The organism is Pirellulales bacterium (assembly GCA_036499395.1).
Taxonomy (GTDB): Bacteria; Planctomycetota; Planctomycetia; order Pirellulales; family JACPPG01; genus JACPPG01.
This window is the reverse complement of the sequence record DASYDW010000063.1, coordinates 201,762-228,671: the sequence shown is the minus strand read 5'-3', so window position 1 is coordinate 228,671 and position 26,910 is coordinate 201,762. Positions and strand designations below refer to the sequence as shown.

Sequence of the window (26,910 nt, the reverse complement as noted above, 5' to 3'; positions counted from 1 at the left end):
TGCGCGATATCCGTAATATTCCGCGCGAAACGGGTTGGACCGTTCGGCTGCGGATCTTGACCGACGGGAAGATGCGCTAATGCGAGCAGACACCACTGACAATTTGTCGCGCGTCGCAAGCGGCGTCACTCTCTAGGGAACCTGGCTTGGCTCACGAGCGGCAGGGTGCGCGGTCTATGACCGTCGAACCTGTCCGCCACGCGCCGGCCCACTAGTTGGTTTCCGCGAAGACTTCTCCCTTGCGCCGCATGGCGCGGCTATTCAGCCGCGACGGTTCGTCCGCGGGTCGCAAACACCATGCGTTTCTCACAAGGGGTACTGATCATGAAGTCGCAGGCACTCTCACTGACGCTAGTCCTGGTCGCTTTCTTGTCGCTATCGAATCTGATCGTCAAGGCGGATCCTCTGCCCGGCGAAACATTGAAATTTCAAAACCTGCCACTGGTAGCGAATGCCGCCGGCGGCGGTTTCCCGGGGCATGACGAAGTCAGCACGATCTATCCGAGTAGTGTCGCCCCTGGGTTACTCAGGCGAGTACATGGCGGACGATTTCGCCGATAAGTTCAATACACCGGTCGTCCATGTCCAGTGGTGGGGATCGTATCTGCAAGGATTTACGGGCACCGGCGTCAAGGAATTCCTGATCTCGTTCGAGTCGGATGTTCCCGCCGGCCCGAATGGCAATTTCAGCCATCCAGGGCAGGTGCTTTCGTCGCAAATCGTGACGCTTGGTGCGCTCGCGCCGGCATCAGGAACCTTCACCGAAGCGGCGATACCCAATCCTGGCAGTCCCGACGGCAACACACTTTATCAATACAATTCCGAATTGAAGGTTCCGTTTGCCGAGCAAGCCAATACCGTCTATTGGCTGAAGATCGTGGCGATCGTCAACCCATCGACCGATGGTCAGATCTCCTGGGGCTGGCACGATCGGGATTGGTCGATACCGAATGCGTTGGCGTCGGGTCCGCCGGCCGTTTCGCCAGGCGAGCATGTCGCGGGCGTCTTGCCCTCGGGGCTGACCGTGAATCACTTTCAAGATGACGCCGTAGCAGGCGCGATGAATTTACAGCCATTCACGACGCCGGTCCCGGGGCCGATTGATTCCGGCCTGGTCTTTCAGCAACTCGGAACGCCGCAGAACTACGTTGCGCCGTTCGACGGGCCGGCCAGTGTGCCGGGACAGGTGCCGGGCATCGACACATTCTCAAAGGATTTGGCCTTCGCGCTTTATACGCGCGTGCCAGAGCCGACGAGTGCCATAATGTTGATCGTCGGCGTCGCGGGGCTGATGGCCCTGCGCCGGCGCGGTATCCGTTAGCGTCGCTTAAGGTAGCTCGTTTAGCGTGTAATACGCGTCCGGATGGAGCAGCTTGGCTCCGTCCGCTGAGGGGATGTTTTTCAACTGCAGGTGATACACACGACGCTTGTCGCGCTCGGAGACCAGAATCCGGGCCGACAGGCCGTCGTCGGAAACCTGCACCGCGGCGATCTTGTTCTCGCGCCGCTCGATTTCGGGCGAGCCGTACGTGTCCCAGTAATGGTACGTGTACGACTCGAGAAACCAACGGTCGAGCTGCGCCGCTTGTTCCTTATCAATCGGACGGGTGAACTTCAGGTCCCAGCCCTCGGGCGTGATGTTCATCGAAAGAATCTCGAACGGCACGTTGCCCGTGTACAGTACGCGCTGCACGCCATGAGTTTGTCCGCCGAGCGATCCCCAACCGCGATTGGTTTCGCCGACGAACAGCGTGCCATCCGGGGCAAACGCCAATCGATTCACGCCCGATTGAAAACCACTGCGGAAGCCGAAGCAGGCGCCTTGCAGTCGCCCTTTCACCTCTTCCAGCGCACATCGCATGATCAGCGAATTGGTCATTTCGGCCACCAGGCACTGTCCGGCGAACGGGCCGAAGCGTCCTGCGGTCGTATCCCACACAGGCTCGGCCGCCGAACGCGATACCGAGAATGGAAACCAGATCGCGGGCTGGATCACTTCGGGCGTCTCGCCAGCGGGCACGTTCGGCATCCACGGCAGGCTGGCCTTGTGTCCATAGAACTCGCCCGGGCGAACTTCCTGCAATTTGCAAACGGGAATGTATTCCCCCTGATTGTCCGTATAGAACAGCCGGCCGGCCGGATCGTAGGTCACCCCGTTAGGGCTACGCAAGCCAAAAGCCCACGGTGCGATCTGCCCGTCGCGCGCAATTTTCACGACGCAGCCGCGGAACGGGACCTCGGACAAAGGAGGGCTGAAGCCCAAGTTCAGCGTGGCGAAGAAATCGCCTGTACCTTTGCGCACCGGGCCGTACGCAAACTCATGATAGTTGCCCGAGATGCCGAATCCGTCGCAGACCGTGTCGTAATCGTCGGCGACGTCGTCGTCGTTCGTATCGCGCAGGACGGTCATCTCGGGACGCTGCACGACGTACAGTGAATGATTCCCTTCGGCCAGGATGCCCAGCGGCTCGTGCAGTCCGACGGCGAAACGCTTCCAACTGATTTGATCGACGTCTTCGGCGGTGGGGTTGGAGACCAGCCATACATCGCCGCGTCGCGTGGCAACGTAGAGTTTTCCGTCCGGCCGAAACGCCATGCCGCCGACTTCGATCAACGTATCAGGCGCAAGCGGCAGGCTCTCGATGCGGTAGTGTTCGGCCTCGCCCTTGGTGGGGAAGTCGCGATCCAGCAGGCGATCGAGCTTGACTTGAAAGCGCGCGGAGACCAGAGGATTGAAGTAGAAATTCCACTTGTCCTTGCGATGCGCGACCTTTAACAACAGCTCGTTCGTGCCCTCGCGCAGGTCGAGCGAGGCGGTGTCTTGCTCCAGGGCCAATCGTGTCCCGGCGCCGGTGAACATCAGCGGCTTGCCGTTCAGCCAGCCGACGACCTGGTTCTCGCTGCCGATCGAAACCTGGACCTGCATCGCCTTCGGGCTTTCTACCTTGCGATACAGGTAGCACAGGCAGTCGTCCGAAGTTTTGAACTTCGCCAGGCTCACGCGCAGCCCATCGCGCAGATTTACGCCGCGCCAGCGGGCTTGCTCTCCTTTGCCTTCGTAGGTCGCGTCGAGTTTGATCTCTTGCTCAGGAGGATAAACCTTATCGAGCCCGCTGCCATCGGCATTGTCGAAAGGACCGATGATTTGCCAGGTGATGGGCCAGCGTATAGCGCCGCTAGCCGCGAGCGAAGCCTGACGCGTGGTGTCGCGCGTATCTTTTTTGACATAGACCAAATCATCCTGCGCGCGGGCTGGCTGTAGCGATGCACCGACGGCGGCAAGCGACATGGCAATGGTTACGGTAAAGCGCGTCAGAACGGTCTTCATTTCAATTCCTCTGCCACGAGTCGTTGCCACGCATCAGGCTCTCCGTCCGGAGCGCGCGAGATCGATAGCGTCGCCGTTCGTTCTGCCGCTTGCGACGGCGGCGTTAGTTTGAGCAATAAATGCCATCGCTCTGACGATTTCTGCGCGATCCACTGCGCGCCGCCGGTCGATGAACGCAAATGCAACAGGATCGGGTGGCCATCCTGCTCGATGCGAATGGCACCTTGATCGGCAGCACGTTCTTCGCCGTCTTGCAAGGCCGCGGAATTCTGTGCCGTGATCGATTGCGGCGCGGTCTCGGATTCAGACGCAAACAGCCAGACGTTGGTCGTCGCTGGAGCCGCGATTCTCAGCTCACGCACGAGACTCTCGGCCGTGGGTTTACGCGTTGTTGTCAACCGCTCAGACACAGCCGCCCGTTCGCCACCGTCCAGGGCGATGTTGTACCGCAGCGTTGGCCCGGCGTTGTCGACGCGGTAACCGGCCAATGAGATTTTGGAAGGATGGAGCTTGCTGTCTTTCACCAGCGCGCCCCAGATCGGGTCATCAGCGCGTCCGGCGAATGTTGGTGGTGCCGTGTCCGTTGACACGATGTCCCACGGGCAGCCCGGCGGCGCCGACCAGAAGATTTTTCCCAGGATCCGTGCCTGATGGCCGCCGCGGCCATTCCAAACGGGGCCCAGGTCCAGAAACTCGCCGCTCCAGGCGAAAGCCACGCGGGCCATCTGGGCATCAAAGGCCGCATGGACTTCGTTCGGATAGCGGATCGCTAGGCCTCGTGGTGTGGTGCCCGGCAAGAAGGTGCGAATCACGACGGGGAAATTATCCGCGGCGAGCGTTTGCAGCTTCTTCTCTTCGAGACCTTCCGGGGGCGGCAACGACTTGGCCAGCGCCAGGTAACTCCAGATCGCTTCGCGCTGCCGCGCCGGATCGCCGGCAAGAATATCCTTGTAAGGGCTTTCGCCATTCAAGAAGACGGTCGGCATGCGCGTGCCGGCCTGGATCCGTTGCGGATCGTGCATCCAGCGCAAATACCAGGGATGCCGAACCCGGGCTGTGACGTTTGCCAAATCCGGACCGCGAGTGCCGGACGAAGGAACGCCCAGCATGTCATGGCATTTTGTACAGCCGAAGCCCCGGCTTCCCACGAGCGTGCGCCCGGCTTCGGCTAGCGGCGTGTCCGCCTGTTCATCGGCCGAGGGTTCTTTCGGCGTCGAACGCTCCTTCGCCTCGTCGGTTAGCACCGTGGCATCAAGTGCCGCAAGCTGCGGCGGCAGTGTTGATAATCGCGCTTTGCCGAACTGCGGCATCTGCAACGACATCCAGGGGCGCGAGCGCTCGTCCGCTTCGAGCACGCCACGCAGCGCTCTTTCAGTGAGCTTGGCCGTGACCTGTGTGAGCGAAGGGGGCGTTACCAGTTCGCTCGCGGCATCTTCGCCGCTGCCGAGTCGATTGATGTATTCGGGGGTCAAGCCCGCGAGTCCGTCCCGTTCGTGGCAGGCCGTGCAATTGAATTTGGCCAGCGCGAGCGCGGCATCATCGGCCGGCGCCCTCGTCGCCGGAGCGGAAATCGCGTCGTGCAGGAATGTTGTAACGAGCTTCCGATCGAGCGATGCACCAAACCGCGGTATGCCGCGATCGGCCGTAGCGCCATCGTCGGTCATGCACCCGCCTGCCGGCTGTTTCGCGATTGCCAGGAAATCATGCCGGCTGGCCGCCGGTTCCCAAAGACTCTTCTCGTCCGCTTGTTTGAACTCATGACAGGCAGCGCAATTGCGCGAACGCATGACTTGCCGACCCAAGGCGGTGAGTTGCTCGTCCGCCGAAAGTTTGGCGAACGTTGCCTGCACGGCGGCATCGGGTGCGATCGCGGCGTATGCCGCTTGTACCGCGTCGGCCGTTGGCGCGGCGGGCAACTCGAGGGGCGAAGACTTTTCTGCGTCGTGCGAGATCAAGTACATCGCCAATTGCCGTTTCGCCAGCTTCCCCAGCACAAAGGTCGGCATCCGGCCCGCGGGCGCCACCGCGTCGGGCTTTTGCAAAAAAGCCTCGATCGCCTCGGGCGTTGTTTTTTGAGCGAGCGCTCGCAACGTAACCCGGGCCGGGCGCTCTCCCTGCTTTTCATGGCAGACCGCGCAACCGATACGCTGGAACAGTTGCGCGCCCTCGGCCGCCGATTGATGAATTACGTCCGTCGGTGCATCAGGAACAATCGCGATCGGTCCATTCTGTCCGGCCAGATAAGTCGCGACCGCGTAACGTTCGACGTCGCCATGCTGAGCGGCCGCAAAGAGACGCGGCATCACGGCCTCGGTGCGTAGCGCGGCGGGATCGGCCAGCCAGTGATAAATCCAACCAGCCTTCAAACGAGCGCCGGCGCCCGTCAGTCGCGGCGCCGGCCGTTTTCCGATTTGCGCCGACAACGGCAGTTGTTCGTTTGCGCGGTGACAGGCGATGCAATTGTGGTCCTCGATCGACAACCGCGCTTGGCGGAAGGTATCGCTCGGCGTGGGCGCACTCGTTTCGTGACCCAAGGCTCGTGACGGCAGTGGTTCGGGTTCGAAGCTTTCGGACTTCCAATAGATTTGCAACCGCGCCGCGTCATTCGGCGATGGTTCGAAAGTCAATTCAAACGGTTGCAGGCCCAGCTCCAGCGGCACGGCGGGCGAGGCGTCGGCGGATTCGTGCTGGTCGTTTGTCGTACGAAGCGCGACCGGCCGACCGGCAATCGATACCGATAATTTCCCGTTAGCGACGGCGTCGAAGCGATAGTCGCCGGGCCGCAGGATCTCAATCACGCCGCTGTAGGTAACGTGCCAGCCCGTGGCAGGCAGACGCGGATCAGGAGATTCGGCCGCGGCCAAGAGAATCGCTGGGGCGGCCTCGTAGCGCGTGAATTCCACGCCCGATGCCGGATGCGCGTAGGTGGCCAGCAACCCTGGCACACGCACCGCTATGGCATCGTCGTCGTCAGCCCCCTGCGCGCACGCCGTAAGCGACAGGATCGCAACCGTGAAGGGCGCGAACAGCCAGCACGTCCGCCAACGGGCCGTATGACCGATCCGGTGCGTTTCACCCCGGGCGGTAGAAAGTCGATAGATGCTCATCGAGAGATAGTCTGGGCGCAAGGAGGGATCGGGGGCAGGTGGCGGTGACCGCCAGCGGCAAGGGGAGGGAACGAATCTGAGTCGAGTCCCAGTCTACGCTGGGGCGGGAGTGAAATAAACCGTGCGAAAAGGGGGACTTTTGCCCCGAAAAAACGGCCGGTGACTTTTGAGCCTGGCCGGCTTGCGGCTAAGATCAAGGGCGAAAACGATAACGCACCGCTTAACATCGCTCGCCACGTGTCACGCCATGAAGCCGGCTGCTTGCCCTGATTATCTGGCCGCGGTCCGTCCGACTCGTCGCGAGGTGTTGCGCGCTGGCAGCCTGGGGTTGCTGGGGCTCTCGCTGCCGAAGCTGCTCGCAGGGCGCGCAATGGCCGAGCCGGTGAGCGACGCCACGTTTGGCAGGGCCAAAAGCTGCATCCTGCTCTTCATGTGGGGCGGGCCGGCCCAGCAGGAGACGTGGGATCTAAAGCCCGAGGCACCGGCCGAAATCCGCGGCGAGTTCCGGCCGATCGCGACCCGCGTGCCCGGCATCGAAATCAGCGAGCATTTTCCGCAGCTTGCCCTGCGCACGGATAAGCTGGCCATCGTTCGCTCGATGACGCACACGAATGTCGATCACACCACAGCGACGTCCTTCCTGCTGACCGGAGCACCACCGCCGACCGACAACAAGTTTCGCAGCGACTGGCCGCACATTGGCGCCGTGCTGGCTCGGCTTGGGCGAGGGCGGGGGCCGCTGCCGCCATTCATCTCGATGCGGCCCAAATTGGAAAATGAGGTGCCCCGATTCGTCGAACAGAGCCACGGCCAATTCGCCGGTTGGCTGGGCCAAACCTATGACCCGCTGACGATCGACGCTGATCCGAGTCGGGCCGGCTATCGGGTGGGCGATTTCGAATTGCCGCCGGAAATCTCGGTGAGCCGTTTCGACGAACGGCGCCGATTACTGGGGGAATTGAATCAAACGCTGCGACGACGTTTAGAAAGCGACGAAGCGCTCGGCGTGCAAGACGGTCATTATCGTAAGGCGTTCGAACTGCTGGATTCCACTACTGGCGGTGACGCCTTCGATCTGGAGCGCGAAGCGCCGGAACTTCGAGATCGCTATGGTCGTCACCCACACGGCCAGAGCGTGCTGCAAGCCCGCCGCCTGGTCGAACGCGGTGTTCCGCTGGTAACCGTGTTCTGGCCGAACGACGGTCAGAAGAACGTCAGCGTCTATTGGGACACGCACAACCGCAACTTTGTCGATCTGCGCGAGCGATTGATGCCGCCGGCCGACCAGGCCTTTTCGGCGCTAGTAGATGATCTCGCGTCGCGCGGCTTGCTCGACGAGACGCTGGTCGTATGGACGGGTGAATTCGGGCGAACGCCACGCATCGGCCAGCGGAATAGCGACGCCGGCGCCGGAAGAGATGGCCGTGATCACTGGCCTGGCTGCTTTTCGACGGTGCTTGCTGGCGGAGGCATTCGTGGCGGGCAGGTCTACGGGGCGTCTGACAAGCACGCCGCCTATCCGGCGCTCGACCCCGTGGCGCCGGTCGATTTGGTGGCGACCGTTTATCACGCGTTGGGGGTCGATCCGCACGGCCTGCTGCACGATCAGCAGGGGCGGCCCATGACCATCTGTCCGGGCACGCCGATCCGCCGATTGCTCGTGTGAGGGGAATCAGACACCGCCGCGGGGCATCGTTCTACCCCTGTCGGCCGACGACTAGCCCTACCGTCGACAGACGATCGCCCCGCCTAGTTCCAAATCGAAAAGAACCGCTTCTCCAGGCGGCTCAACCGGGCTTTCGCCTGGGCCTGCTCATACGCCTGGCGATACAGCTCTTGCAGCGAGTTCAGTTGCTGCTGGCCTTGGAACTGGATGATGAAGATCGGACACAGCGTGAAGCCGACCGGAATGCCATGAGGCTGAGATGGAGTTTCGTTAGTGGGATCCGAAAATATTTGCGTCAAACGATTTACGGCCATTGCAGGGGTGTCCTCCTCTGGTTCTCGATGCGGTTATCGCTGTCGGGAACTGCCGAATGAACACTAAACTGATAAACATACTATATATCGTAAATTTATCATGCTTTCAATAATAGCGTCGGCAGTTTTTCAGGTTTTCCCCTCGCTTTGAGCGCCTTCCCGATAAAGACGTTAAACCGAACCTTTCTTGCCAGAGCGGAACCCCGGTCGGAGAGGCCTCTTGTGCCACTGCCGCACCGCAAAGCGGCTGGCTTTTCGCCCTCCGAGCGGCGCGTTGCGCCAGGCGAAATAAAAAACCCCGGACCACAATGGCCCGGGGCTTTTGCTTCTCTCAATGGGCGACATCGCGTTTTAGTAGGACGGCGCCGGTTCACCCTGACCGCGTGTTACCAGCGCGGCCAAGACGTTGATTGGCAGCGACTGATTGAGGAAATGCACCGAGCCATCGCCAAACAAGGCGTTTGCGCCCGAGGTATGGAACGAGTAAACCTCGCCCGTTCCTTCCGTGTTGTAGTAAGGCCACGGCGTGGCACCGCCATTAATCGTGCCGATGTCCTGCCCGTTCGTGCAGTTGATCCCGCAGGTTCCGAAGGGCGGAGATGTTGCCGAGAGCGTGCTGGGGAACGTGCCGTCGGGGTTCGAGCCTTCGATTGCGAAATCGTTCGCGGCTCGTGCCCAACCGCCACCGTTGACGCGGTTAACCAATTGATCCGCATTCAACAAACCGTTCTTACGGTAAACGAACGGACGACCGGCGGATTCGGCCATGGCAATCGTATTCGACAAGCCATCGGTCACATCGGACAGCTTCGGCGAAAGTTTCTGCTGACCATTGGTGGCAGGGAGCGTGGTCAAGGTTGGATCGACCTGCGGCATCATGCCCGGCCCGGCGTACTGCACGAGCGCGGGGCCAGACGGCGGGGTAGCCAATTGCGTCGCAACGCCCGTCGTCGCGCCGTAGTCGGAGCACATGACTCGCACCTGGGTTGGGCTGCCGGTGCCGTATCCGGTCGACAGCGACGACGCCTGGGGATCCGAATCCCAACGATCCATATCCGCGCCGGTCGAGGGGCAATTCAGGTTCGGCACGATCTGCATCGCCACCGTGAGGTTATTGGCCGGCGCTAACGTGCTCTGATCGTCCCAGTTCTTCGTGATGTCGTAGTTCGCGATCAGGTTACCCCCTTCCATGTACGGCAGCACCACGGTGTAGAGGGCCAGACGCGCGCCGACGGGGGGCCGGATCGCGGTGGGAAGATAGCCCTTGGTGTCAGCGAAATTCGTAATCGCCAGTCCCAACTGCTTGAGGTTGTTGGTGCATTGCGTGCGGCGAGCCGCCTCGCGCGCGGCCTGCACGGCCGGCAACAGTAAGCCGATCAAAATGCCGATGATGGCGATTACCACCAACAATTCCACCAGCGTGAATCCCTGCGGTTGTGCGTGCTTATTTCGTGCCCTGGTACTGCGTGCCGTGATGCTTTGTGTCATTTTTAGTTTTCTCCGTGTCGTGAGTTAGTGGTGTTGGAATTACGATAAGCGCGACGTCAGCAGCGTAGGCGGTTTTCGCCTGCCGCGGGCACACTTATCGCTTCAACTTGATCGTCGGCAACTCGTTCGTTTGCGCGGCGACATGCACTTCGATTTGTGACGTCTGCGGCGCGCTGTATTTCTTGGGAACCAGGTTCGGTCCCATCACGTAGTCGTCGTTCTTCAGGACGGGCTTGAACCACTCGACCGTAACGACGTAATCCCCTTCGGCGGCGCCGTCAGTCGCGCCATAGGTGCCCGCTGCAAAACTACCGTCGGACTTCACTTCGGCCCGTGCCGCCGGGGCCGTCGAACCCTCTTTAGGATGCAAGATCACGACCGCGCCGGCCGTGGGCTTGCCATTCAGCTCGACTTTCCCCTGCACGGGATAGACAGTCGCACGCGGCGGTCCGGATTGTCCGCAGCCGACGGCGGTCGCCATCAGCACAAGGCCGACGGTGCCGCAGGCGAACGAGGACCATGCACCCCGTCGCGGGCGCGCAGTCTCTGAAAACAACGACTCGGCTTTCAACATGGTTTAGATCTCCCCGTTTGCTAACGGTGCTATGGTGGTCCATTCAGGCCACGTTCTGCCCGACTCCCCGTATGTTCGACCGATCACCCTGTAGTCTTCGAATGGTTACGCTGTCCGGTCGCGTACAACCGTATGGTCGACTAATCGCCGCACGCCCGCGATGCGCCGCAGGCATTGGTGCGACAATTGCTTCTCATAGAACGTCCTGAGATTTCCCTGCAAAGTGACCGTTCCCGCAACGACGGACACCACCAGTCGCCGCAGCGACGGTACATGGTGCCCGTTCAAAAAAGCCCTAACTTGCTGCTCGATCACTCCGTCGCGGTGCTGGTCGAAATATTCGTCGAACTCTCCGTTGATCTGGATCATGTTCCGCAATTCCTGATTCGTGATTGATGGGTTGTTGGGCCACATCGGAAACAAGGAGTTGCGGTCTACAGTATTCGTGAAGCATGGCTGGCCTTTGCCGATTCGTTATTTGTTTGGTCGTCGTGATGGGGCTAGTACTTATTTCGATCCACGACCGAGGCGCACCCGTTCGACTCGCTCGATTTGAATCACCACCCCATCCTGGACCGTGATCGCGATTTGTCCGTATTGCAAACCTGCCAAAGCCTGGCGCACCTGGCTTAATACCTGGTCGATGCGCGCATCGGGGCGCGCCGTGATCGTTGTTGTGTCGATTCTGTGTTGTTCGTCCATAAAGACGACTCCCGCACACTTTGCCATGTTTGTCTGTAATTCGGCTGCGCCTTCACAGCGCGCCGAACGCTTGGAGTTGCGATGCTTACCGACAACAAAGGTACATGGAAGCTTCCTTTTCTCTTAGCCACATCATGCGCAAGCTAGATCACAAAGTCGGGGAGGTCCGCGCCTTCAGGGACGAAGACCCGCACGCGCCGCGGCGATACGTACAGCAAATCACCGGGCCGAAAATTCAATTCGGCATAGCGTTCGGCGCTCAGCTCGACGTGCATACCCACGCCGAATTCCTGCGAGTGCACAAACACCTTGGCGACGCTGCCAGCGGCATTCACCCGATCGACACGCACGCGCAAACTGCCCGGCCCTTCGGCCGTGCGGTCCAGATCCAGCTCGTGCGGTCGTACATAAAGCGTGGCCGGTACTGCCTGGTCGTGCGGATAGTCGGGGTATTCCAACTCCAACCCGCCCGCGTGGGCGCGCCCACTTTGCAGCCGGCCGTGAAAGACGTTTACGTTTCCTAAGAAGTCCATGACGAAGGCGTTGGCCGGATGCTCGAAGACTTCCTCAGGCGTCCCTTCCTGCTCGACGCGACCGCCGTGCATGACGACAACTTTGTCGGCCACCTCGAACGCTTCTTCCTGGTCGTGCGTCACAAAGATACTGGTCACGCGAATCTCGTCGTGCAGTCGGCGCAGCCATTGCCGCAGTTCTTGACGCACCTTGGCGTCGAGCGCGCCGAACGGCTCGTCCAGCAGCAGCACCTTCGGCTCGATGGCCAGGGCCCGCACCAGCGCCACGCGCTGCCGTTGCCCGCCTGAGAGCTGCGACGGAAAGCGGCGTTCAAGCGCATCGAGTCTTACCAGTGCCAAGAGTTCGCGGACGCGATCCTGCGCCTTTTGCTTCGACCAGCCGCGCACCTTCAAGCCGAAGGCCACGTTGTCGAAGACGGTCATGTGCCGGAACAGGGCGTAATGCTGAAAGACGAATCCGATGTTACGTTCGCGAGCGGATTGGCCCGTGACGTCCTCGTCCTCGTAGAATATCGACCCAGTGTCGGCGGTTTCCAGCCCCGCAATGACGCGCAGCAGCGTTGTCTTGCCCGAGCCCGAGGGACCGAGCAGCGCCAACAACGCTCCTCCCTCGGCTTGGACGTTGACCGAGTCGAGCGCTTGAAAGCTGCCGAAGCGCTTGCTCACGTTGTCGACTTTAATGCTCATCCCTGGCTCCCTGCGGCATGTTGTGCCGCGGCATGAAGCGAGACTGCACTGTGTCGCCGCGAGAACTCGACCATCAAACGAGGCTGCGGTGTGTTTTGCTTGGCAACCAATGTGGGAGCGCCGCTGGCAACGGAGATTGGTTGTGCGATCGTTGTGTCGTCACCGCCGTCGGCTGGTGCCGTGGCTTCGCGCAGTTGGGCACGCGTCTTGCGCTCCAGCGCCACCTTGGCCGCCAGCGTTACCAAGGCCAGCAGTGTCAGCACGCTCGCCACGGCGAACGAGCCTGGCGTGTTGTATTCCTGGAAAAGTTTCTCGACGCGCAGCGGCATCGTGTCGGTGCGTCCCGCGATGTGACCCGAGACAACGTACACCGCGCCAAACTCGCCCATCGCACGAGCGTTGCACAATACAACGCCATACAGCAGACCCCACTTGATGTTTGGCAGCGTGATATACCAGAAGGTTTGCCAAGGGTTCGCGCCCAGGCTGACCGCGGCGACCTCCTCTTCCGAGCCGATCGCTTCCATGACAGGGATCAACTCCCGCGCCACGAAGGGAAGCGTGACGAAGGTGGTCGCCAGAATCAGGCCCGGCAGGGCGAAGATCACCTTGATGTGATGCTCGCGCAGCCAAGGACCGAGATAACCTTGCAAGCCGAAAATCAGCACGATCGACAAGCCGGCCACGACGGGCGATACGGAAAACGGCAGATCGATCAGCGTCGTCAGCAGCGTGCGCCCCGGAAAGCGGAAACGCGCGATGGCCCAGGCCGCAGCCACGCCGAACACCGTGTTCACTCCTACCGCAATCGGCGCCACGATCAAGGTCAGCAGCACGGCGTGCCGAGTATCGCGATCGGCAAACAGGCTTTGCCAGTAGGTTGTCCAACCCGCCGAGAAGGCCTGAGCGAAAACGTTGATCACGGGAATGATTACTAATACACCAATCACGGCGAACGTCAGGCCGATCAGCGTCCAGCGGAGGGCCGGGTGATCGGCGCGGGCCGAACCTTGGCGGATGCTCGACAATTGCGGGGGGTTATGCATAGTGCCGCTTGCTCCATCGCTCCAGGACGTTGATTACGACCAGGAGTGCAAACGACATCGTCAACAACACCACCGCGATCGCCGTGGCTTCGCTGTAAGCAAACGATTCGAGCCGCGCGACGATCAGCATTGGCGCAATCTCGGTCTGAAACGGCTTGTTCGCCGAAACGAAGACCACCGAACCGTATTCCCCCAGCGCGCGGGCCAGTGACAGCGAAAAACCTGTCACCAGTGCGGGCAGCACCAGCGGGATAATCACCCAGCGAAAGGTCTGCCAGCGCGTCGCGCCTAGGAGCGCGGCCGCTTCCTCGGTCTCAGCTTCCAGGCTTTCCAAAACTGGCTGGAGAGCGCGAACCACGAACGGCAGCCCGATGAATACCAGCACCAGCACCACGGCCAGGCGTGTGTAAGCAGCCTCGATTCCCAATGGCACCAGGAACCTGCCCAGCCAGCCATTGCGGACATATAAGCTCGAATAAACCAGCCCAGCAACTGCCGTTGGCAGGGCAAAGGGGACGTCGACGATCGAGTCGAGAAGGCGCTTGCCAGGGAATTCGTACCGCACCAGCACCCAGGCCACCAACAGCCCGAGCACGCTATCGACGACGGCCGACACAAGGCTTGCGCCGATCGTCAGGCCGTAGGCCGCGCGGGCACGCGGTGTCCAGACCGCCGCCCAGAATTCGCCCGCTGAAAGCGAACTAGCTTTGATCGCGCACGCCGCCAGCGGCAACAGCACCATCGCCCCCAGGTACAACATCGTGAACCCAAGGCTCAGGCGAAAACCTGGCAGTACGTTGCGATTGCTGTCAGCCATGGCGGGTTCCGAACGTCGTCCTTGATACCGGAGAGGTTGCGGGGAAAAGTTGCTTGAAGCTCAAATTCGACGCGTTGCCGTCGACCTACTTGCCTTTGACGGCAGATTCGTAGATCTGATCGAAAACGGCACCTTCTTCGAAGTACTCGGTGATGGCCTCGGACCAGCCCGGTGCGATCTTGTCGATGGTGAACAACTCGAGCGGCGGGAACGACTGGGCGTGCTTGGCCAACACGTCCTCTTGAATGGGACGGTAGTAGTTCTGGGCAACGATCTCTTGGCCGGCGGGCGTGTAGAGGAAGTTCAGATACGCTTCGGCCGCCTTGGCGGTGTTATGACGCTTGACGTTCGCATCTACGAGCGCGACCTTCGGTTCGGCGCGAATGCTAATGGGCGGATAAACGATTTCGAGCTTGTTGCCCGACTCCCGAATTTCCAGCCAGGCTTCGTTTTCCCAAGTGAGATGCACGTCACCGATCTCCTTTTGTGCAAAGGTGGTCGTTGATCCGCGGGCACCCGGGTCAAGAACCGGGACCCGCTTGTACAATTCGGTGACGTACTTCACCGCGTCGTCCTTCGAACCACCTCGCAGCAGCACGCTGCCCCATGCGGCCAGGAACGACAGCTTGCCGTTACCCGAAGTCTTCGGGCTGGGGGTGATGACCTCGATATCGCCTCGAACGAGGTCGGCCCAATCTTTAACCTGCTTCGGATTCCCTTCGCGGACCACGAAAACGATCGTGGAGAAATACGGTAGAGATTTATTGGGGAAGCGCTCCTCCCAGTCGGCGTCGATCAACCCCGCCTTGCGAATCGCGTCGACGTCGGACCATAGCGGCAGCGAAACGACGTCCGCTTCCAGCCCGTCGATCACGCTACGGGCCTGACTGGCCGAACCGCCGTGCGATTGGCGAATCGTGAGGTCCGGTGAGTTCTGCTTGTTGTACTCCCCGAGGAATGCCGTATTCACGGCTTCGAACAGCTCTCGGGTGGGATCGTACGAGACGTGCAGCAACTCGACCTCGCCGGCCTGTTGCGAGCAACCAGCGGCCAGGGCCAAAACCAATATCGCGAGGGTCGAATGCCGTTTAATCATGACTGAAACGCTTTCCTTTGCCCGATGTCTGATGATGCGAGTTTTCGCAAGTCGTTTTATTTCAATGGATTGCGTAAAAACCATTAATCATCACTAATATGATTATGATGATAACTATCGTCATTTCGCTGTTGTTTGTCAAGTTGAGCTTCGCTGTTTTTCCCGCGTGGGCCTGCGAAATCCGTCGAAGAAGGCTGCTGGCACACCCTTCGCAGCAGGGTTTTGCCGCGAACGGGCATCCGGCCTGCGAATCGCAGCAACGGCACCCGGCAATGTGGTAGGATCGGGGCCCCTCAAAGCTCAGGAAGTCGATTGATGGCGGGAATCGAAGTCGTTGCGGTCAAAGACAAGGCCGGCCTGCGCAAGTTTATTGACCTCCCCTGGTCCATTTACCCGCGCAGCTCGAATTGGGTGCCTCCGCTGAAATCCGAGGTCCGGCACACGCTGGATGCCGAGAAGCACCCCTTCTGGAAGTTCTCGGATCGCGAGCTGTTCCTGGCGCTACGCAATGGGCGGGCCGTGGGGCGAATCGCCGCGATTGTGGATCACAATTACAACCGTTTCCACAACGAGCAGATGGCGTCGTTCGGCTTCTTCGAATGCTTTAACGATGCCGAGGCCTCGGCCGCGCTTTTTGATGCGGCGACGAAGTTCGCACGTGGTAAGGGGATGTCGTTCGTGCGCGGGCCATTGAATCCGTCGACGAACTACGAGATCGGCATGCTGATCGAGGGTTTCGAGCATCCGCCGGTCATCATGATGACCTGGAACTTACCCTACTATCCCGAACTGACCGAGGCCAGCGGATTTCACAAAGAGAAGGATCTGGTCGCGTTCTATGTCGGAGCTAACGATCTGCCGGCTGAGCGTACCGAGCGGCTGGCCAAGGTGATCGTCAAGCGCAACAACATCTCGATGCGCTGTGCCGACAAAAGCAAGTTTGCCAGCGAGATGAAGCTGATCAAAGAGATTTACCATGCGTCGTGGGAGCGCAGCTGGGGCTTCGTCCCCATGACTGACGAAGAGATCGACGAAATGGGGCGAATGATGCTCCGCTTTGCCGATCTGGACCTGATATTCTTCATCTACCACGGCGAGGATCCGGCCGGCCTGGTGGTCGTGTTGCCGGATATTAATCCAGTGCTCAAGCTGTTCAATGGCCGCATCGGGCCCGTCGGTTTGCTGAAGTACGCGTTGTTTGGCCGTCGCAAGCACGCCTGGCGTGGCACGGTATTCGGCTTCAAGGAGCAATACCGCAAGTTGGGTCTGCCGCTGGTGGCCTTCGACTATTGCAATCGCGTGCTGCGCGATCCACGCAAACGGTCAGCGTTCCTCGAACTGGGCTGGAACCTGGAAGACAACCGCGACATCAACCAGTTCGACCTGGACGTCGGCGGCAAGATCTACAAACGCTACCGGATCTATCGCAAAGATCTGTAGCGCACCGACAGACCTGCGAAGTGGCAAAGCGCTCTCGTGCGTGCCCATTTCTTGCTTCGCGGCGCGCCGCGTTCTATCTTGGCGCCGTGGTTGCCGGTTGAATGGCGGTCGCTGGCTGAACGGTTGACGCCACGGCACGTCTTTGCATTTCACTTGCTTCGGAGTTGCATCGCATGTCGCGCGCCCACGCTTTGCCGAGATTGGCGTCCCTTTTTGCCCAGCAACGCCCGTCGCCCGGCGTCTCGCGGCGGGCCTGGCTTTCGATGTCGGCGGCCACGGGCGTGGCAGCCGCGGCGCTTGCCACTCAAGCGCAAACGCCTGCCACGGCCACCACCGATGATCCAGAATGGAAAATCGAAAACGGACGTATTAAGCAGTCGGTCGTGCAGTGGTGCTTCAACCCGATGCCGCTCGAGGATCTCGCCCGGGCGGCGGCGGCGATGGGTTTGAAGTCGGTCGAAATCGTGGCGCCCACGGACTGGCCCATTCTGAAAAAGTACGGGCTCGTTTGTGCCATGACTCCCAGCCACGGGTTTGTCCGCGGCTTGAATCACACCGAGTATCACGCCGAATGCATCGAGATACTCACTGCCGCGATCGAAGCCACGGCCGATGCCGGATTTCCCAGCGTCATCACCTTCTCGGGCATGCGCGAGGGGATTAGTGAGGAAGAGGGGATGAAAAACACGGTCGACGGCTTGAAGAAGATTCTGCCGCTGGCCGAGAAGCGGAAAGTCAATCTCTGCATCGAACCGCTCAATACCCGCGTTGACGTCGAGATGAAAGGGCATCCAGGCTATCAATGCGACCGCGTGGAATGGGCCGTCGAAGTGTGCGATCGCATCGGCTCGCCGCGCATGAAGATCCTGTTCGACATCTATCACACGCAGATCATGCAAGGGGACGTCATCACGCGATTGCGGCAGTACAAGGATTACATCGGTCATTACCACACGGCCGGCGTCCCAGGCCGCAACGACCTCGACCTGATGCAAGAGATCAACTACCCGGCCGTCATGCAGGCGATCGTCGAGACCGGTTACCAGGGGTACGTCGGCCAGGAGTATATTCCGCTGGGCGCGGATAAGATCCGCGCGCTGCGCCGCGGCGTTCGCCTGTGCGACGTGTAACGAACGGCCCGTGCGAAGTCGGCCATTCAAAGAGCAAAATGTCCGGCAAAATTTTCCGCCTTTGATGTCCGAAAATGGCGAGACTGTCGGCCGGGGCACGGTAACAATGAGGGCATGAATCTCGACCATGACTCCTGTTATCGGGCATTACTCGCACGCGACCCGCGTTTCGACGGACTATTTTTCGTTGGCGTAAAGACCACGAAAATCTATTGCCGTCCGGTCTGCACGGCACGCACGCCGTACCGGGTGAATTGCACGTTTTATCCGAGCGCCGCCGCGGCCGAGTCGGCCCGCTTTCGTCCTTGTCTGCGCTGTCGTCCGGAACTGGCGCCGGGGCAAGCGCCCATGGACGCGCCCCAGCAGACCGCGTGGCGCGCTGCGGCCCGTATCCAGGCAGGTGCGCTGACCGGCGGTAGTTTGGAATTACTGGCCGACGAACTCGGCGTCAGCTCGCGTCAACTCCGCCGTGTCACGAAGCAGTTCCTGGGAGCTTCGCCTGTGGAGCTAGCGCAAACGCAACGGTTGCTTTTGGCGAAGCAGTTGCTAACCGAGACACGCTTGCCGGTGATCGATGTCGCACTGGCCAGCGGTTTCAGTAGTGTGCGCCGCTTCAACGCGTTGGTGCGGTCGTCCTACGGAATGACGCCGCGCAATATGCGGCGCAAAAATGGCAACGACGTGACGGGTGAACCGCTGACGTTGACGCTGGCGTACCGCCCGCCATTGGCATGGCGCGAAATGCTCGACTTCCTCGCCCTGCGCGCCATTCCGGGCGTCGAGCAGGTCATCGACGATTCGTACCTGCGGACGGTCAGCATCGGGCGAGATCGGGGTTGGGTGCGCGTTCGGCCGCGCCATGATCGGGCCACGCTGATCGTGGACGTTGCCCCGTCGCTGTTACGTTCGCTACCTGAAATTATCGTACGGCTGCGCGGCTTGTTCGATCTGAACGCCCGGCCCGACGTGATTGCGGCGCTGCTGGCGAAGGACGCTCGCCTGCGCGCGGCAGTCCGACGTCATCCCGGACTGCGCGTCCCTGGCGGCTTTGATGAATTCGAAGTCGCTGTGCGAGCAGTCGTCGGGCAGCAAAACAGCGTGCGCGCGGCAACGACCATCTCCGGACGTCTGGCCGCGACGTTCGGCGACTCGATCGAAACTCCGTTCACAGGGGTGAATCGTCTGACACCCACAGCAGAGACGCTTGTGAGCGCAGCACCTGCTCGCTTGGCCGGGCTTGGGCTGACTTCGCGACGTGCTCAGTCGATCGTGGCACTGGCAAAGGTCGTCGCCGATCGAAGATTGACGCTGGCGGCCGGCGTTCCGCCCGAAGAGACGATTGTCGCGCTCGCCGAGGTTGCAGGAATCGGCGACTGGACCGCCCAATACATTGCGATGCGTGCTCTGCGCTGGCCGGACGCATTTCCAGCGGGAGATCTAATTTTGAAACGTTTCCTTGGTGACGGGAGCGAGCGCCGCGCACGATTGGCCGCCGAGGCATGGCGTCCCTGGCGCGCGTATGGCGCGATGTACGCCTGGATGATGCGCACTTCCTGATTAACCACCACCATTTGACGTCGCGCCACATTTCAGATCATGAGACGTTAATCGCGTGGAACCTTAGGAGGAAAAATGGACGAGCGCTACCGTTATTCAATCGACATTCCGTGCCCCGTTGGCGTGTGGACCGTGGTGTCTGCCGGTGCAGCCGTGATTGGAATCTATCTGGCCAAGCACAAGAATCGGCCGGACTTTCCGAGTAATCTGCCTGCCGATCGAATCTGCAAACAGGCTGCGATACAGATTGAGGAATATTTTGCCGGTGATCGCGACCAGTTCGATCTGCCGCTGGCGCCAATGGGTACCGAATTCGAAAAGCGAGTTTGGAACGCGCTTCTAGAAATCCCGTTCGGCACCACCTGGAGCTATGGTCAACTGGCGCGATATATCGGTTCGCCCAAGGCGGCCCGCGCCGTCGGCGCCGCCAATGGTCGCAATCCGATCAGCCTGGTGATCCCTTGTCACCGCGTGATTGGCTCAAGCGGCAAGCATGTGGGTTACGGCGGCGGGCTGCCGGTGAAGGCCTGGTTGCTCGCCCATGAAGGGGCCGAATGCGGCGCGACTGTCGCCGTCTCGTAAAAAGCCGCGTCTTGAAGAACTGTGCCATGATATCCGCCGGACTCATTCGGCCGAGCCAACAGATTTGATGAAAAATCCTTGACATTCGAGCCGCCTCGATAGAAGTTAAGCGACGTGGAAACGGGGCCACAAGCGTATGGTGATCAAGGAGCTACTTCGCTAAACACATCGTAAAGGGGCAGCTAATGATCGGGAGTAGTGGTACATCTTCATGGCGCGCGCGCGGCATGCTCGGCGCTGTCCTGGGCGTCTTCGTTGGCGCGGGATCGACCCGTGCCGAGCATGTGGATTTCGTCGTGGATAGCTCGAACAGCTATCTGACCTTGGCGATTCCGAATTTCTTGTACTCCGGGGCGTCGTTCAACCTCAACGGACAGAACCGCACGAATGGTGCGCCGTTGGCGACAGCTTGGAGCTCGACGACGGGAAATACGGCTTTCGTGTCGGGCAGTTTTTCGACGACCATCGGCGGCAGTCTTTCAGGCGGAACGATCAATTCCGTGCAGTTCATCGCCGGAAGTTCGACGATGACCGCCTTGACGTCCGGCAATTTTCGACCCAATCCAGCGGCCTTTAATTCCGCCGCGCCAGTGCCGAATTACAACAACAACAGTCCTCATGCAGCCGACTATGGCGGGGTCGTTCACTCAGCCACCTTTGCAAACGCTGCCTATTTCAGCCTCTCGAGTTCTACTGTTGACCTGGAAACCACCAACCCGGTTTCCGTGGTGACCAACCAGTTCCCTGTGAACCTGGTGGGCAATTCTTTGATCACGGGATTGAGCACGACGCTGTTTGGCCTCCAAGGTGGGAACGTACCGCTGCTGGGCACGATCATCCCCAATCAACTGACGCCGCTCAGCGGGCTGTCTCAAGGCGACGTAGCGACGGGAATGGGTAATTTCGTTTTGGGATCTTCCGGCAACCCGACGACATTGACGATTCCGATCTCGGTGCCGTTTTCGATTCCGATCGGTGGTGGGATCTTTCTTAACGGTACCGCAACAGGTCAGGTTGTTGCATCAGCAGTTCCCGAACCGTCTACCCTGGGTTTAGCTGGTCTCGCGGGCACGTTCGTAGCCGTCTGGATGCGGCGACGGCAACGAGCTGGCGTCTGCAGAACGTCATGACGAGAACGCCGAAGCCGCCGAGCGTATCGAAAGTCTGACGCTACTGGCTATCGTCCGTAGCGGCGCCTTTGGCGAGCTTGCGGCGGAACGTGCGGACGTTGTCTTGCACGACCAATGGCAGCTTCGATCGCAGGAAGTTCTTGCCGTTGAACCATGCTTCGGGTTCATCGAACGCGATGTGGCATTCGATGAACAGTGCACCGGCGGGCTCGCTGAGGCTGGTGATTTTCATATAGCCGCCGAGGCCGGAATAGGGGTGGGCCGACCCGACGCTTAATTTGCCCTGGGCATCGCGTTCGAGTGGGCTCCAGGTATTGGGAAATTCCTTGTCGTCGTGAAGCCGGTCGTCCAGCAGTAGCGCCGCGATGATCGAAGTGTCGCGCCTCTCGCGAAGGGCCATGCCGACGCCGCGCAGGTGCACACGATTCAAAATCGGCACGTCGACCAGCACGTAGCTTTCTTCCCTCGCGGCTTTTGCAGTGCTGCTTGTTGTTCGCCCGCGGTCAGCCCGTCCGGCATTTGCGGCCCCGCGAGCGCAGCGACGTTGCCCGATTCCAGCCGAACGCCACGCGCGATAATCTCTTCGACCGTTTCCGCTGACGCGGCAGCGACGGCGATCGAGAATTGTGCGGCCGTGACCAGCACGACGAGCAGGAACATCCGCCAGGCATAGTAAAACCGCTGCATGCGATGATATTCCCAAGCGACGTTCCTATAGATCGCGCGGCTGCCGTGCGGCGGCGCGCTGCTCGTTTGCTGCTGAGTCTGCGGGGTGTTGTGCCGTGGCGGCGCCGAGCAACTCTTGCAGACGTGTAACGTCGGTCGGTGTTTGCAGCGTGCTTTCCGCGGCTGTGCGCAGCGCATCGCTCGGTGTGATGGTCTCGCCGGGGGGGAGATCGACCAAGGCAAACGCCTCTTGCGATGGTAGCCCCAACACGAATCGTCGCGAGTCCACGTACAAGCGGCGATCTTCGCGCAGCCCCCGCGGCAGGATGCGTATTTTATCGCCGACCAATTTGTTGTTCCCTTCGGAATCTCGGTCAAGCGCCCAAACAAACGTCGTCAGGCGACCATCGGTGGGCGAAACGACGAGCGCGTGCCGATCGATTACGTTGCGGTTCTCATCACCGAGGCGCATGATCGCCGTGGCGTCGAAGATCACCATCGTCGGAGTTCGCGCCACCTGCAGAGCCTGATCCAGGCAAGCTTCGTTTCCGGAGAGCGCGTTACGATCGATCAGGCCTAGCTTCGCCCCCAGAGCCTGTTGCGATTTCGATGAAACCACAACCTCTCGGCCGTCGATCTTCATGGCCAGGCCGAGGGCCACATCCCCTAGACGATACCTCCGAGGTTGCGATGCCACGACGTCCACATCGGCGAGGATTGTCAGGTGAAACAAAGAGACAAGTCGTGACAGCGTCGCCGAGACTTTTTCTACGTCCCCGTCGGCGACACGCGGGACACCGTGCAATACCAGGTCCGTCCAGTTGCGCGCGCCGTCCTTGCCGATCACGGTTCCTGACTTGATCCGCGGCATCACGCGCGGTCGCACGTCGATCGATTCGGCCGAGGAATCTTGTGCCGCGCCTGCCGCGCTCGGCATCGCTGCCAGCGTGGCGCGACGCGGATCGGGCGCCGGGCGAGTTAGCCGCATCCACACGGTATACGTGCCACCGCCAACAACGCCGACGATCAGCAGCAGCGACGTGGCCAACAGTGCCTTGGTGCGAGTCTTGGGCATTTGCAGGGCGGTCCCGGGCGAAACTCGCCTTTCCAAAAGGCGCCGCGCGCGTCCGCTCAGTATATCGAATGCTCGCGCCGAGCGTCTTCGACGGCCGGACGCGCGTGTGACTCGTGGCTTCGTGGCCATCAGCGGCGCTCGTCCGATTCGATGCGCCCGTCGCGAATACGAATCAGTCGCTGGGCCCGGTCCGCCACACGTGGATCGTGCGTGACCAGCACCACGGTCATTCCCAAGCGTTCGTGCAGATCGACAAACAGGTCGAGAATTTCTTCGCCTGTCTTGGTGTCGAGCGCTCCGGTCGGCTCGTCAGCCAGCAGTAATAGCGGATCATTCGCCAGTGAGCGGGCGATCGCCACACGCTGACGTTCTCCGACCGACATGCTGTGCGGCAAATGGTGCGCCCGATGATCGATGCCCGCCTGGGCCAATAGGGCTGACGATTTGGAAACTCGCTCGTTTGGCCGAAGCAAGCTTTCGAACATCGGCACCTGTACGTTCTCAATCGCCGTCAACATCGGCAGCAGATGAAACGATTGAAAGACGAAGCCGATCTTCTCAGCCCGCATCCGGTCGGTATTACGCAGCGAGCTAAGCGGGTGACCTTCGAAGTGCAATTCGCCGGCGGTGGGGGCGTCGAGCAGGCCCAGGATTTGCAGCAGCGTCGACTTGCCACTGCCGCTGGGTCCCATGATCACGACAAACTCGTGGCGGCGAATCGTCAGGTCGATATTCGCGAGCGCCGCAACTTGCCCATCCGTGTACGTTTTCGACAGGCCGACGCACTCGATTAGTTCGTTACGGACAATGCGTGCGTCGGTTGTCTCTCGAGTGCGCGACTCTTGCGATGCGGCCCGCTGGTCGTGCGCGAGAAGGGTAAGCCTGCTCATGGTTCGCCTGCGGCGCGTAGCACGGCAATCAATGCCACACGTGGCGCCGCGTATTCCTATTGTTAACATTGTTCGGCCGCCGAGCAATTTAGCAAACATAGGACGGTGCTCTTGCAAGTCAAATTCCGCCGGAAAGGCCGCAGGATACGTATAGATAGGACACGCTGTCGCCGGATGGCCAGGCGCGATCGGCCCTTGCGCCGAGCCGTGGCGAACAGTATGCTGAAAAAGCGTTTACGGCCGCGGGAACTGCCAGGCCGGGACCAATTAAAAGATTCGGCGACGAATCCCGAATTACTCAACGAACGAACGAGACTGCCCACGTGTTTTTTGTCGAACCACCGCCGACGCAATACGACCTGCACTTTCAAGTGGCGGGCGTGCCCGTGCGCATCCACCCAATGTTCTGGCTGATGACCGCGCTGTTGGGGCTCGGCTCGGAGGGGGACCCGACGCAGGTGCTGCTGTGGGTCGTGGCGGTCATGGTCTGCATACTAGTGCATGAACTGGGGCACGTCGCCGCGTTTCGTTTTTATGGAATGAGTGCGCACGTCGTGTTGCATGCATTCGGAGGCCTGGCGATCCCGTCGGCCGGCCGATGGGGCGGAGCGGGCCGCTCGCGCGAGACTTGGTTGGCTGATACCGTGATTGCTCTGGCCGGACCGTTCGCCGGATTTCTTTTTGCCGGCGTCATTTTTCTCGGTCTGGTGCTCAGTGGGCGATCGCCCCAGTTGGAATTCGATCCGCACCTGCTGGTCTACATGCACTGGGTCAGGTTCGATGCTCAGAATGTCAACATCCTGCTGTGGAACATGCAGTTCATCAATATTTTCTGGGGCATCATCAACCTGCTGCCGATCTTTCCGCTCGACGGCGGCCAGGTGTCGCGGGCGGTGCTGGGACGATTGAACCCGCATGACGGTTTACGACAATCGCTGATGTTGTCAGTCGTCGCGGCAGTGGGACTAGCCGTGATGTGCGTCTTTCGCTGGCAAGCCATGTACGGCGGAATGTTTTTCGGCTACATGGGCTATCAAAGCTTCATGATGTTGCAGCAGATGTCGGGCGGGGGATTTGGCGGACGGCGATGGTAGACAACAACAATTCCGGCTTAACGGCGGAGCTACCGCGGCGCCGCGTGGTCTTGCTAGGGGCGAGCAACCTGACCCGCGGCATCGCGACGGTCGTCGATGCGTGTCATCGGCAGTGGGGCCAGCCGCTCGACTGCCTGGCGGCGCTCGGACATGGGCGGTCATACGGCACGCGCAGCACCGTGCTAGGACGTTCGCTACCAAGCATTCAGCACTGCGAGCTGTGGAACGTCCTGGACGCCCGTCCCGATGTTCCCACCGCGGCCCTGGTTACGGACATCGGCAACGATCTGATGTACGAGGCGCCCGTCGCGAAGATCGTCACGTGGGTGACCAGCTGCCTGGATGAGCTGGCGCGGCATCAGGCGCGCATCGTGATGACCCGGCTGCCAGTGGCGAACATCGACCAGGTACCGGAATGGAAGTTTCGCGTCTTGCGCCGCGCCATGTTCCCGCGGGGAAGCCTGCCTTACGCGACGATTGCAGCCCGAGCGCGCGAACTGGACGACCGATTGCACGCGATCGCCGTCGAGCGCGGCATCACCCAGGTCGAGCAAAGCCCCGCCTGGTACGGCTGGGATCCGATTCATTTGAAAAGCAGTTCCTGGCCCACGATCTGGCATCAGATCCTGTCAGGCTGGGGCGAATCGACGAGTGAGCCCGCCCGGGCGAATCCTCATCTGTCGCGGATGCTCTATCTGCGCACGCGTACCCCGGATCAACGCTGGTTTTTCGGTCTCGAACAGCGCGGTCCGCAGCCCTGCGGACGATTGTCCGAGGGGACAGTCGTCTCGTTCTATTAGCGATCCGACTGCGTCAGTGCGGCCGACACACTATCCAAGCACCGACAGGCTGGGCAATGGTGGTTGCTCGCGCCGGGCCGCGACCAGGTTCTTGGTCAGGTTGTAATAGAGCGTCTTGAGATATGCCGAGCAGGTTTCGTCGCTAAAGTTGCCGGCGATGCGCCCTTCGTCCCCGCGGACGCGAATCTGGATGTTGATCGGCAACTCGCCCAAGAAAGGAATGTCGAGATCGACCGCCTTTTTCTTCGCCCCGCCTGAGCCGAAGATGTCGTATCGCTTGCCGTTATCGGGGCAGAGAAAGTAGCTCATGTTCTCGACCATACCCAGGATCGGAATGTTCACTTTGCGGAACATCGCGATCGCCTTCACGGCGTCCAGCAGTGCCACGTCCTGCGGCGTGCATACTACGACGGCGCCTGACAACGGCAGTAGTTGCGACAAGGTCAGCGCGATATCGCCGGTGCCTGGCGGCATGTCGATGATCAGGTAATCGAGATCGCCCCAGGCCGTATCGCGCAAAAACTGCGTGATAGCGCCGTGCAGCATCGGGCCGCGCCACACGACCGCTTCGCCGGCCGGCACGACGAAGCCCATCGAAATCACTTTTAAGTTGTCGACCTCGATCGGTTGAATCTTCCCGTCGACAATGTCAGGGCGCCGGTTCACACCGATCAGGTGCGGAATGCTGGGGCCGTAAACGTCGGCATCCATCAGGCCCACCTTCGCGCCGGCTTTGCTTAGACCATAAGCAAGCGATGCGGCGATGGTACTTTTGCCGACACCTCCTTTTCCGGATCCGACCGCGATCACGGCCTTGGCCGCCAACCCGATTTCGCCGATACGTTCCGCGGGCCGGTCGTGGACGCTCAGATTGACGGTCACGTCGGCTGCCTCGGGAAAGCGGCGCCGCAGCAGGTCAACGCATTCCTTACGGCAATCGTCCCATAACGGCGCGGCGAACGTCGTCAAAGCCAGTGTGAGCGAAATGCCGTTTCCGTCCACGCGTACGTCGCTGATCTGCCCCAATTCGGTCGCCGGCCGGCCGGTCTCCGGATCTTGAAAATCGGCCAAGGCTTGAGTGACGGCGGCGGCGGTCAACGATTCCGGTGACATACAATCTCCAGGCAGGCAGCGGGCGGAAAGAGGACTCGTGGCGAGCACGAACCGAGAACACGATCAGGCTGCAGT

26 protein-coding genes are annotated in these 26,910 nt (G+C 60.7%); 10 read left to right on the top strand and 16 right to left on the bottom strand.

The annotated features are described in order from the left end of the window. The first annotated feature begins 324 nt into the window (after window positions 1-324). Window positions 325-561: a hypothetical protein gene (locus VGN12_10235; GenBank protein HEY4309817.1), complete on the top strand. Its 237-nt coding sequence runs from the start codon at window positions 325-327 to the stop codon at window positions 559-561. Next, the gene (locus VGN12_10230) at window positions 539-1,321 is read left to right on the top strand and encodes a PEP-CTERM sorting domain-containing protein (protein HEY4309816.1); all 783 of its coding nucleotides are present in this window, start codon (window positions 539-541) and stop codon (window positions 1,319-1,321) included. Before VGN12_10235 ends, VGN12_10230 begins: the two co-directional genes overlap by 23 nt. Window positions 1,322-1,327: 6 nt before the next feature. Here VGN12_10230 and VGN12_10225 read toward each other — a convergent pair whose 3' ends face one another. Then, window positions 1,328-3,328 (bottom strand): hypothetical protein, encoded by a 2,001-nt coding sequence (locus VGN12_10225; protein ID HEY4309815.1) that lies wholly within the window; start codon window positions 3,326-3,328, stop codon window positions 1,328-1,330. Further along, the gene (locus VGN12_10220) at window positions 3,325-6,435 is read right to left on the bottom strand and encodes a hypothetical protein (protein ID HEY4309814.1); all 3,111 of its coding nucleotides are present in this window, start codon (window positions 6,433-6,435) and stop codon (window positions 3,325-3,327) included. The genes VGN12_10225 and VGN12_10220 overlap by 4 nt, the downstream gene beginning before the upstream one ends. A gap of 247 nt (window positions 6,436-6,682) precedes the next feature. Between VGN12_10220 and VGN12_10215 the strand changes: the two genes are divergently transcribed. Beyond that, window positions 6,683-8,101, top strand: a complete 1,419-nt coding sequence (locus VGN12_10215) for a DUF1501 domain-containing protein (GenBank protein HEY4309813.1) — start codon at window positions 6,683-6,685, stop codon at window positions 8,099-8,101. Between the two features lie 83 nt (window positions 8,102-8,184). On the opposite strand, the gene VGN12_10210 is transcribed toward VGN12_10215, so the two are convergent. The 9 genes from VGN12_10210 to VGN12_10170 form a co-directional block, all read right to left on the bottom strand. Further along, window positions 8,185-8,415: a hypothetical protein gene (locus VGN12_10210; GenBank protein HEY4309812.1), complete on the bottom strand. Its 231-nt coding sequence runs from the start codon at window positions 8,413-8,415 to the stop codon at window positions 8,185-8,187. Window positions 8,416-8,766: 351 nt separating this feature from the next. Continuing rightward, window positions 8,767-9,903, bottom strand: coding sequence for a DUF1559 domain-containing protein (locus VGN12_10205; GenBank protein ID HEY4309811.1), 1,137 nt, complete (start codon window positions 9,901-9,903; stop codon window positions 8,767-8,769). A gap of 94 nt (window positions 9,904-9,997) precedes the next feature. After that, complete coding sequence (locus VGN12_10200) at window positions 9,998-10,477, bottom strand: hypothetical protein (protein HEY4309810.1); 480 nt, start codon at window positions 10,475-10,477, stop codon at window positions 9,998-10,000. A 105-nt stretch (window positions 10,478-10,582) separates the two neighbouring features. After that, window positions 10,583-10,846 carry a BON domain-containing protein gene (locus tag VGN12_10195; GenBank protein ID HEY4309809.1) on the bottom strand — a complete coding sequence of 88 codons (264 nt, stop codon included), beginning with the start codon at window positions 10,844-10,846 and terminating at the stop codon, window positions 10,583-10,585. A 138-nt stretch (window positions 10,847-10,984) separates the two neighbouring features. Continuing rightward, the gene (locus VGN12_10190; GenBank protein HEY4309808.1) at window positions 10,985-11,179 is read right to left on the bottom strand and encodes a YezD family protein; all 195 of its coding nucleotides are present in this window, start codon (window positions 11,177-11,179) and stop codon (window positions 10,985-10,987) included. Between the two features lie 143 nt (window positions 11,180-11,322). Beyond that, window positions 11,323-12,399, bottom strand: coding sequence for a sulfate/molybdate ABC transporter ATP-binding protein (locus VGN12_10185; protein HEY4309807.1), 1,077 nt, complete (start codon window positions 12,397-12,399; stop codon window positions 11,323-11,325). Further along, window positions 12,396-13,445, bottom strand: coding sequence for a sulfate ABC transporter permease subunit CysW (gene cysW, locus VGN12_10180; GenBank protein ID HEY4309806.1), 1,050 nt, complete (start codon window positions 13,443-13,445; stop codon window positions 12,396-12,398). The genes VGN12_10185 and cysW overlap by 4 nt, the downstream gene beginning before the upstream one ends. Continuing rightward, a complete protein-coding gene (gene cysT / locus VGN12_10175; GenBank protein HEY4309805.1) occupies window positions 13,438-14,262 on the bottom strand; it encodes a sulfate ABC transporter permease subunit CysT in 825 nt (274 codons plus the stop codon). Before cysT ends, cysW begins: the two co-directional genes overlap by 8 nt. An 85-nt stretch (window positions 14,263-14,347) precedes the next feature. Beyond that, window positions 14,348-15,358 (bottom strand): sulfate ABC transporter substrate-binding protein, encoded by a 1,011-nt coding sequence (locus VGN12_10170; protein ID HEY4309804.1) that lies wholly within the window; start codon window positions 15,356-15,358, stop codon window positions 14,348-14,350. A 315-nt stretch (window positions 15,359-15,673) separates the two neighbouring features. Between VGN12_10170 and VGN12_10165 the strand changes: the two genes are divergently transcribed. The 5 genes from VGN12_10165 (at window position 15,674) to VGN12_10145 (ending at window position 21,197) form a co-directional block, all read left to right on the top strand. After that, complete coding sequence (locus tag VGN12_10165; protein ID HEY4309803.1) at window positions 15,674-16,798, top strand: hypothetical protein; 1,125 nt, start codon at window positions 15,674-15,676, stop codon at window positions 16,796-16,798. A gap of 173 nt (window positions 16,799-16,971) precedes the next feature. Then, the gene (locus tag VGN12_10160) at window positions 16,972-17,928 is read left to right on the top strand and encodes a TIM barrel protein (protein HEY4309802.1); all 957 of its coding nucleotides are present in this window, start codon (window positions 16,972-16,974) and stop codon (window positions 17,926-17,928) included. A gap of 114 nt (window positions 17,929-18,042) precedes the next feature. Next, complete coding sequence (locus tag VGN12_10155) at window positions 18,043-19,485, top strand: AlkA N-terminal domain-containing protein (protein HEY4309801.1); 1,443 nt, start codon at window positions 18,043-18,045, stop codon at window positions 19,483-19,485. A 75-nt stretch (window positions 19,486-19,560) separates the two neighbouring features. After that, window positions 19,561-20,067, top strand: a complete 507-nt coding sequence (locus VGN12_10150) for a methylated-DNA--[protein]-cysteine S-methyltransferase (protein HEY4309800.1) — start codon at window positions 19,561-19,563, stop codon at window positions 20,065-20,067. A gap of 323 nt (window positions 20,068-20,390) precedes the next feature. Beyond that, window positions 20,391-21,197 (top strand): PEP-CTERM sorting domain-containing protein, encoded by an 807-nt coding sequence (locus VGN12_10145; GenBank protein ID HEY4309799.1) that lies wholly within the window; start codon window positions 20,391-20,393, stop codon window positions 21,195-21,197. Window positions 21,198-21,237: 40 nt separating this feature from the next. On the opposite strand, the gene VGN12_10140 is transcribed toward VGN12_10145, so the two are convergent. From VGN12_10140 to VGN12_10125, 4 genes are all read right to left on the bottom strand, one after another. Beyond that, window positions 21,238-21,648, bottom strand: coding sequence for a hypothetical protein (locus VGN12_10140; GenBank protein HEY4309798.1), 411 nt, complete (start codon window positions 21,646-21,648; stop codon window positions 21,238-21,240). After that, window positions 21,624-21,884 carry a hypothetical protein gene (locus VGN12_10135; protein ID HEY4309797.1) on the bottom strand — a complete coding sequence of 87 codons (261 nt, stop codon included), beginning with the start codon at window positions 21,882-21,884 and terminating at the stop codon, window positions 21,624-21,626. Before VGN12_10135 ends, VGN12_10140 begins: the two co-directional genes overlap by 25 nt. Window positions 21,885-21,909: 25 nt before the next feature. Continuing rightward, window positions 21,910-22,938: a hypothetical protein gene (locus VGN12_10130; protein HEY4309796.1), complete on the bottom strand. Its 1,029-nt coding sequence runs from the start codon at window positions 22,936-22,938 to the stop codon at window positions 21,910-21,912. Window positions 22,939-23,066: 128 nt separating this feature from the next. After that, a complete protein-coding gene (locus tag VGN12_10125) occupies window positions 23,067-23,828 on the bottom strand; it encodes an ABC transporter ATP-binding protein (GenBank protein ID HEY4309795.1) in 762 nt (253 codons plus the stop codon). A 323-nt stretch (window positions 23,829-24,151) separates the two neighbouring features. Between VGN12_10125 and VGN12_10120 the strand changes: the two genes are divergently transcribed. Both VGN12_10120 and VGN12_10115 read left to right on the top strand, forming a co-directional pair. Beyond that, window positions 24,152-24,922, top strand: coding sequence for a site-2 protease family protein (locus tag VGN12_10120; protein HEY4309794.1), 771 nt, complete (start codon window positions 24,152-24,154; stop codon window positions 24,920-24,922). Further along, window positions 24,916-25,722 (top strand): hypothetical protein, encoded by an 807-nt coding sequence (locus tag VGN12_10115; GenBank protein HEY4309793.1) that lies wholly within the window; start codon window positions 24,916-24,918, stop codon window positions 25,720-25,722. Before VGN12_10120 ends, VGN12_10115 begins: the two co-directional genes overlap by 7 nt. Window positions 25,723-25,752: 30 nt before the next feature. On the opposite strand, the gene VGN12_10110 is transcribed toward VGN12_10115, so the two are convergent. Then, a complete protein-coding gene (locus VGN12_10110) occupies window positions 25,753-26,835 on the bottom strand; it encodes an Mrp/NBP35 family ATP-binding protein (protein ID HEY4309792.1) in 1,083 nt (360 codons plus the stop codon). Between the last annotated feature and the right edge of the window lie 75 nt (window positions 26,836-26,910).

What these genes read in the sequence shown, in the direction of transcription:
- VGN12_10135 (HEY4309797.1), bottom strand. Translation starts at nt 21,884, where the DNA reads ATGCAGCGGTTTTACTATGCCTGGCGGATGTTCCTGCTCGTCGTGCTG.
- VGN12_10150 (HEY4309800.1), top strand. Translation starts at nt 19,561, where the DNA reads ATGGACGAGCGCTACCGTTATTCAATCGACATTCCGTGCCCCGTTGGC.
- VGN12_10125 (HEY4309795.1), bottom strand. Translation starts at nt 23,828, where the DNA reads ATGAGCAGGCTTACCCTTCTCGCGCACGACCAGCGGGCCGCATCGCAA.
- cysW (HEY4309806.1), bottom strand. Translation starts at nt 13,445, where the DNA reads ATGCATAACCCCCCGCAATTGTCGAGCATCCGCCAAGGTTCGGCCCGC.
- VGN12_10185 (HEY4309807.1), bottom strand. Translation starts at nt 12,399, where the DNA reads ATGAGCATTAAAGTCGACAACGTGAGCAAGCGCTTCGGCAGCTTTCAA.
- VGN12_10200 (HEY4309810.1), bottom strand. Translation starts at nt 10,477, where the DNA reads ATGTTGAAAGCCGAGTCGTTGTTTTCAGAGACTGCGCGCCCGCGACGG.
- VGN12_10230 (HEY4309816.1), top strand. Translation starts at nt 539, where the DNA reads ATGGCGGACGATTTCGCCGATAAGTTCAATACACCGGTCGTCCATGTC.
- VGN12_10210 (HEY4309812.1), bottom strand. Translation starts at nt 8,415, where the DNA reads ATGGCCGTAAATCGTTTGACGCAAATATTTTCGGATCCCACTAACGAA.
- VGN12_10110 (HEY4309792.1), bottom strand. Translation starts at nt 26,835, where the DNA reads ATGTCACCGGAATCGTTGACCGCCGCCGCCGTCACTCAAGCCTTGGCC.
- VGN12_10220 (HEY4309814.1), bottom strand. Translation starts at nt 6,435, where the DNA reads ATGAGCATCTATCGACTTTCTACCGCCCGGGGTGAAACGCACCGGATC.
- VGN12_10205 (HEY4309811.1), bottom strand. Translation starts at nt 9,903, where the DNA reads ATGACACAAAGCATCACGGCACGCAGTACCAGGGCACGAAATAAGCAC.
- VGN12_10160 (HEY4309802.1), top strand. Translation starts at nt 16,972, where the DNA reads ATGTCGCGCGCCCACGCTTTGCCGAGATTGGCGTCCCTTTTTGCCCAG.
- VGN12_10165 (HEY4309803.1), top strand. Translation starts at nt 15,674, where the DNA reads ATGGCGGGAATCGAAGTCGTTGCGGTCAAAGACAAGGCCGGCCTGCGC.
- VGN12_10235 (HEY4309817.1), top strand. Translation starts at nt 325, where the DNA reads ATGAAGTCGCAGGCACTCTCACTGACGCTAGTCCTGGTCGCTTTCTTG.
- VGN12_10155 (HEY4309801.1), top strand. Translation starts at nt 18,043, where the DNA reads ATGAATCTCGACCATGACTCCTGTTATCGGGCATTACTCGCACGCGAC.
- cysT (HEY4309805.1), bottom strand. Translation starts at nt 14,262, where the DNA reads ATGGCTGACAGCAATCGCAACGTACTGCCAGGTTTTCGCCTGAGCCTT.
- VGN12_10115 (HEY4309793.1), top strand. Translation starts at nt 24,916, where the DNA reads ATGGTAGACAACAACAATTCCGGCTTAACGGCGGAGCTACCGCGGCGC.
- VGN12_10170 (HEY4309804.1), bottom strand. Translation starts at nt 15,358, where the DNA reads ATGATTAAACGGCATTCGACCCTCGCGATATTGGTTTTGGCCCTGGCC.
- VGN12_10225 (HEY4309815.1), bottom strand. Translation starts at nt 3,328, where the DNA reads ATGAAGACCGTTCTGACGCGCTTTACCGTAACCATTGCCATGTCGCTT.
- VGN12_10215 (HEY4309813.1), top strand. Translation starts at nt 6,683, where the DNA reads ATGAAGCCGGCTGCTTGCCCTGATTATCTGGCCGCGGTCCGTCCGACT.
- VGN12_10195 (HEY4309809.1), bottom strand. Translation starts at nt 10,846, where the DNA reads ATGATCCAGATCAACGGAGAGTTCGACGAATATTTCGACCAGCACCGC.
- VGN12_10130 (HEY4309796.1), bottom strand. Translation starts at nt 22,938, where the DNA reads ATGCCCAAGACTCGCACCAAGGCACTGTTGGCCACGTCGCTGCTGCTG.
- VGN12_10190 (HEY4309808.1), bottom strand. Translation starts at nt 11,179, where the DNA reads ATGGACGAACAACACAGAATCGACACAACAACGATCACGGCGCGCCCC.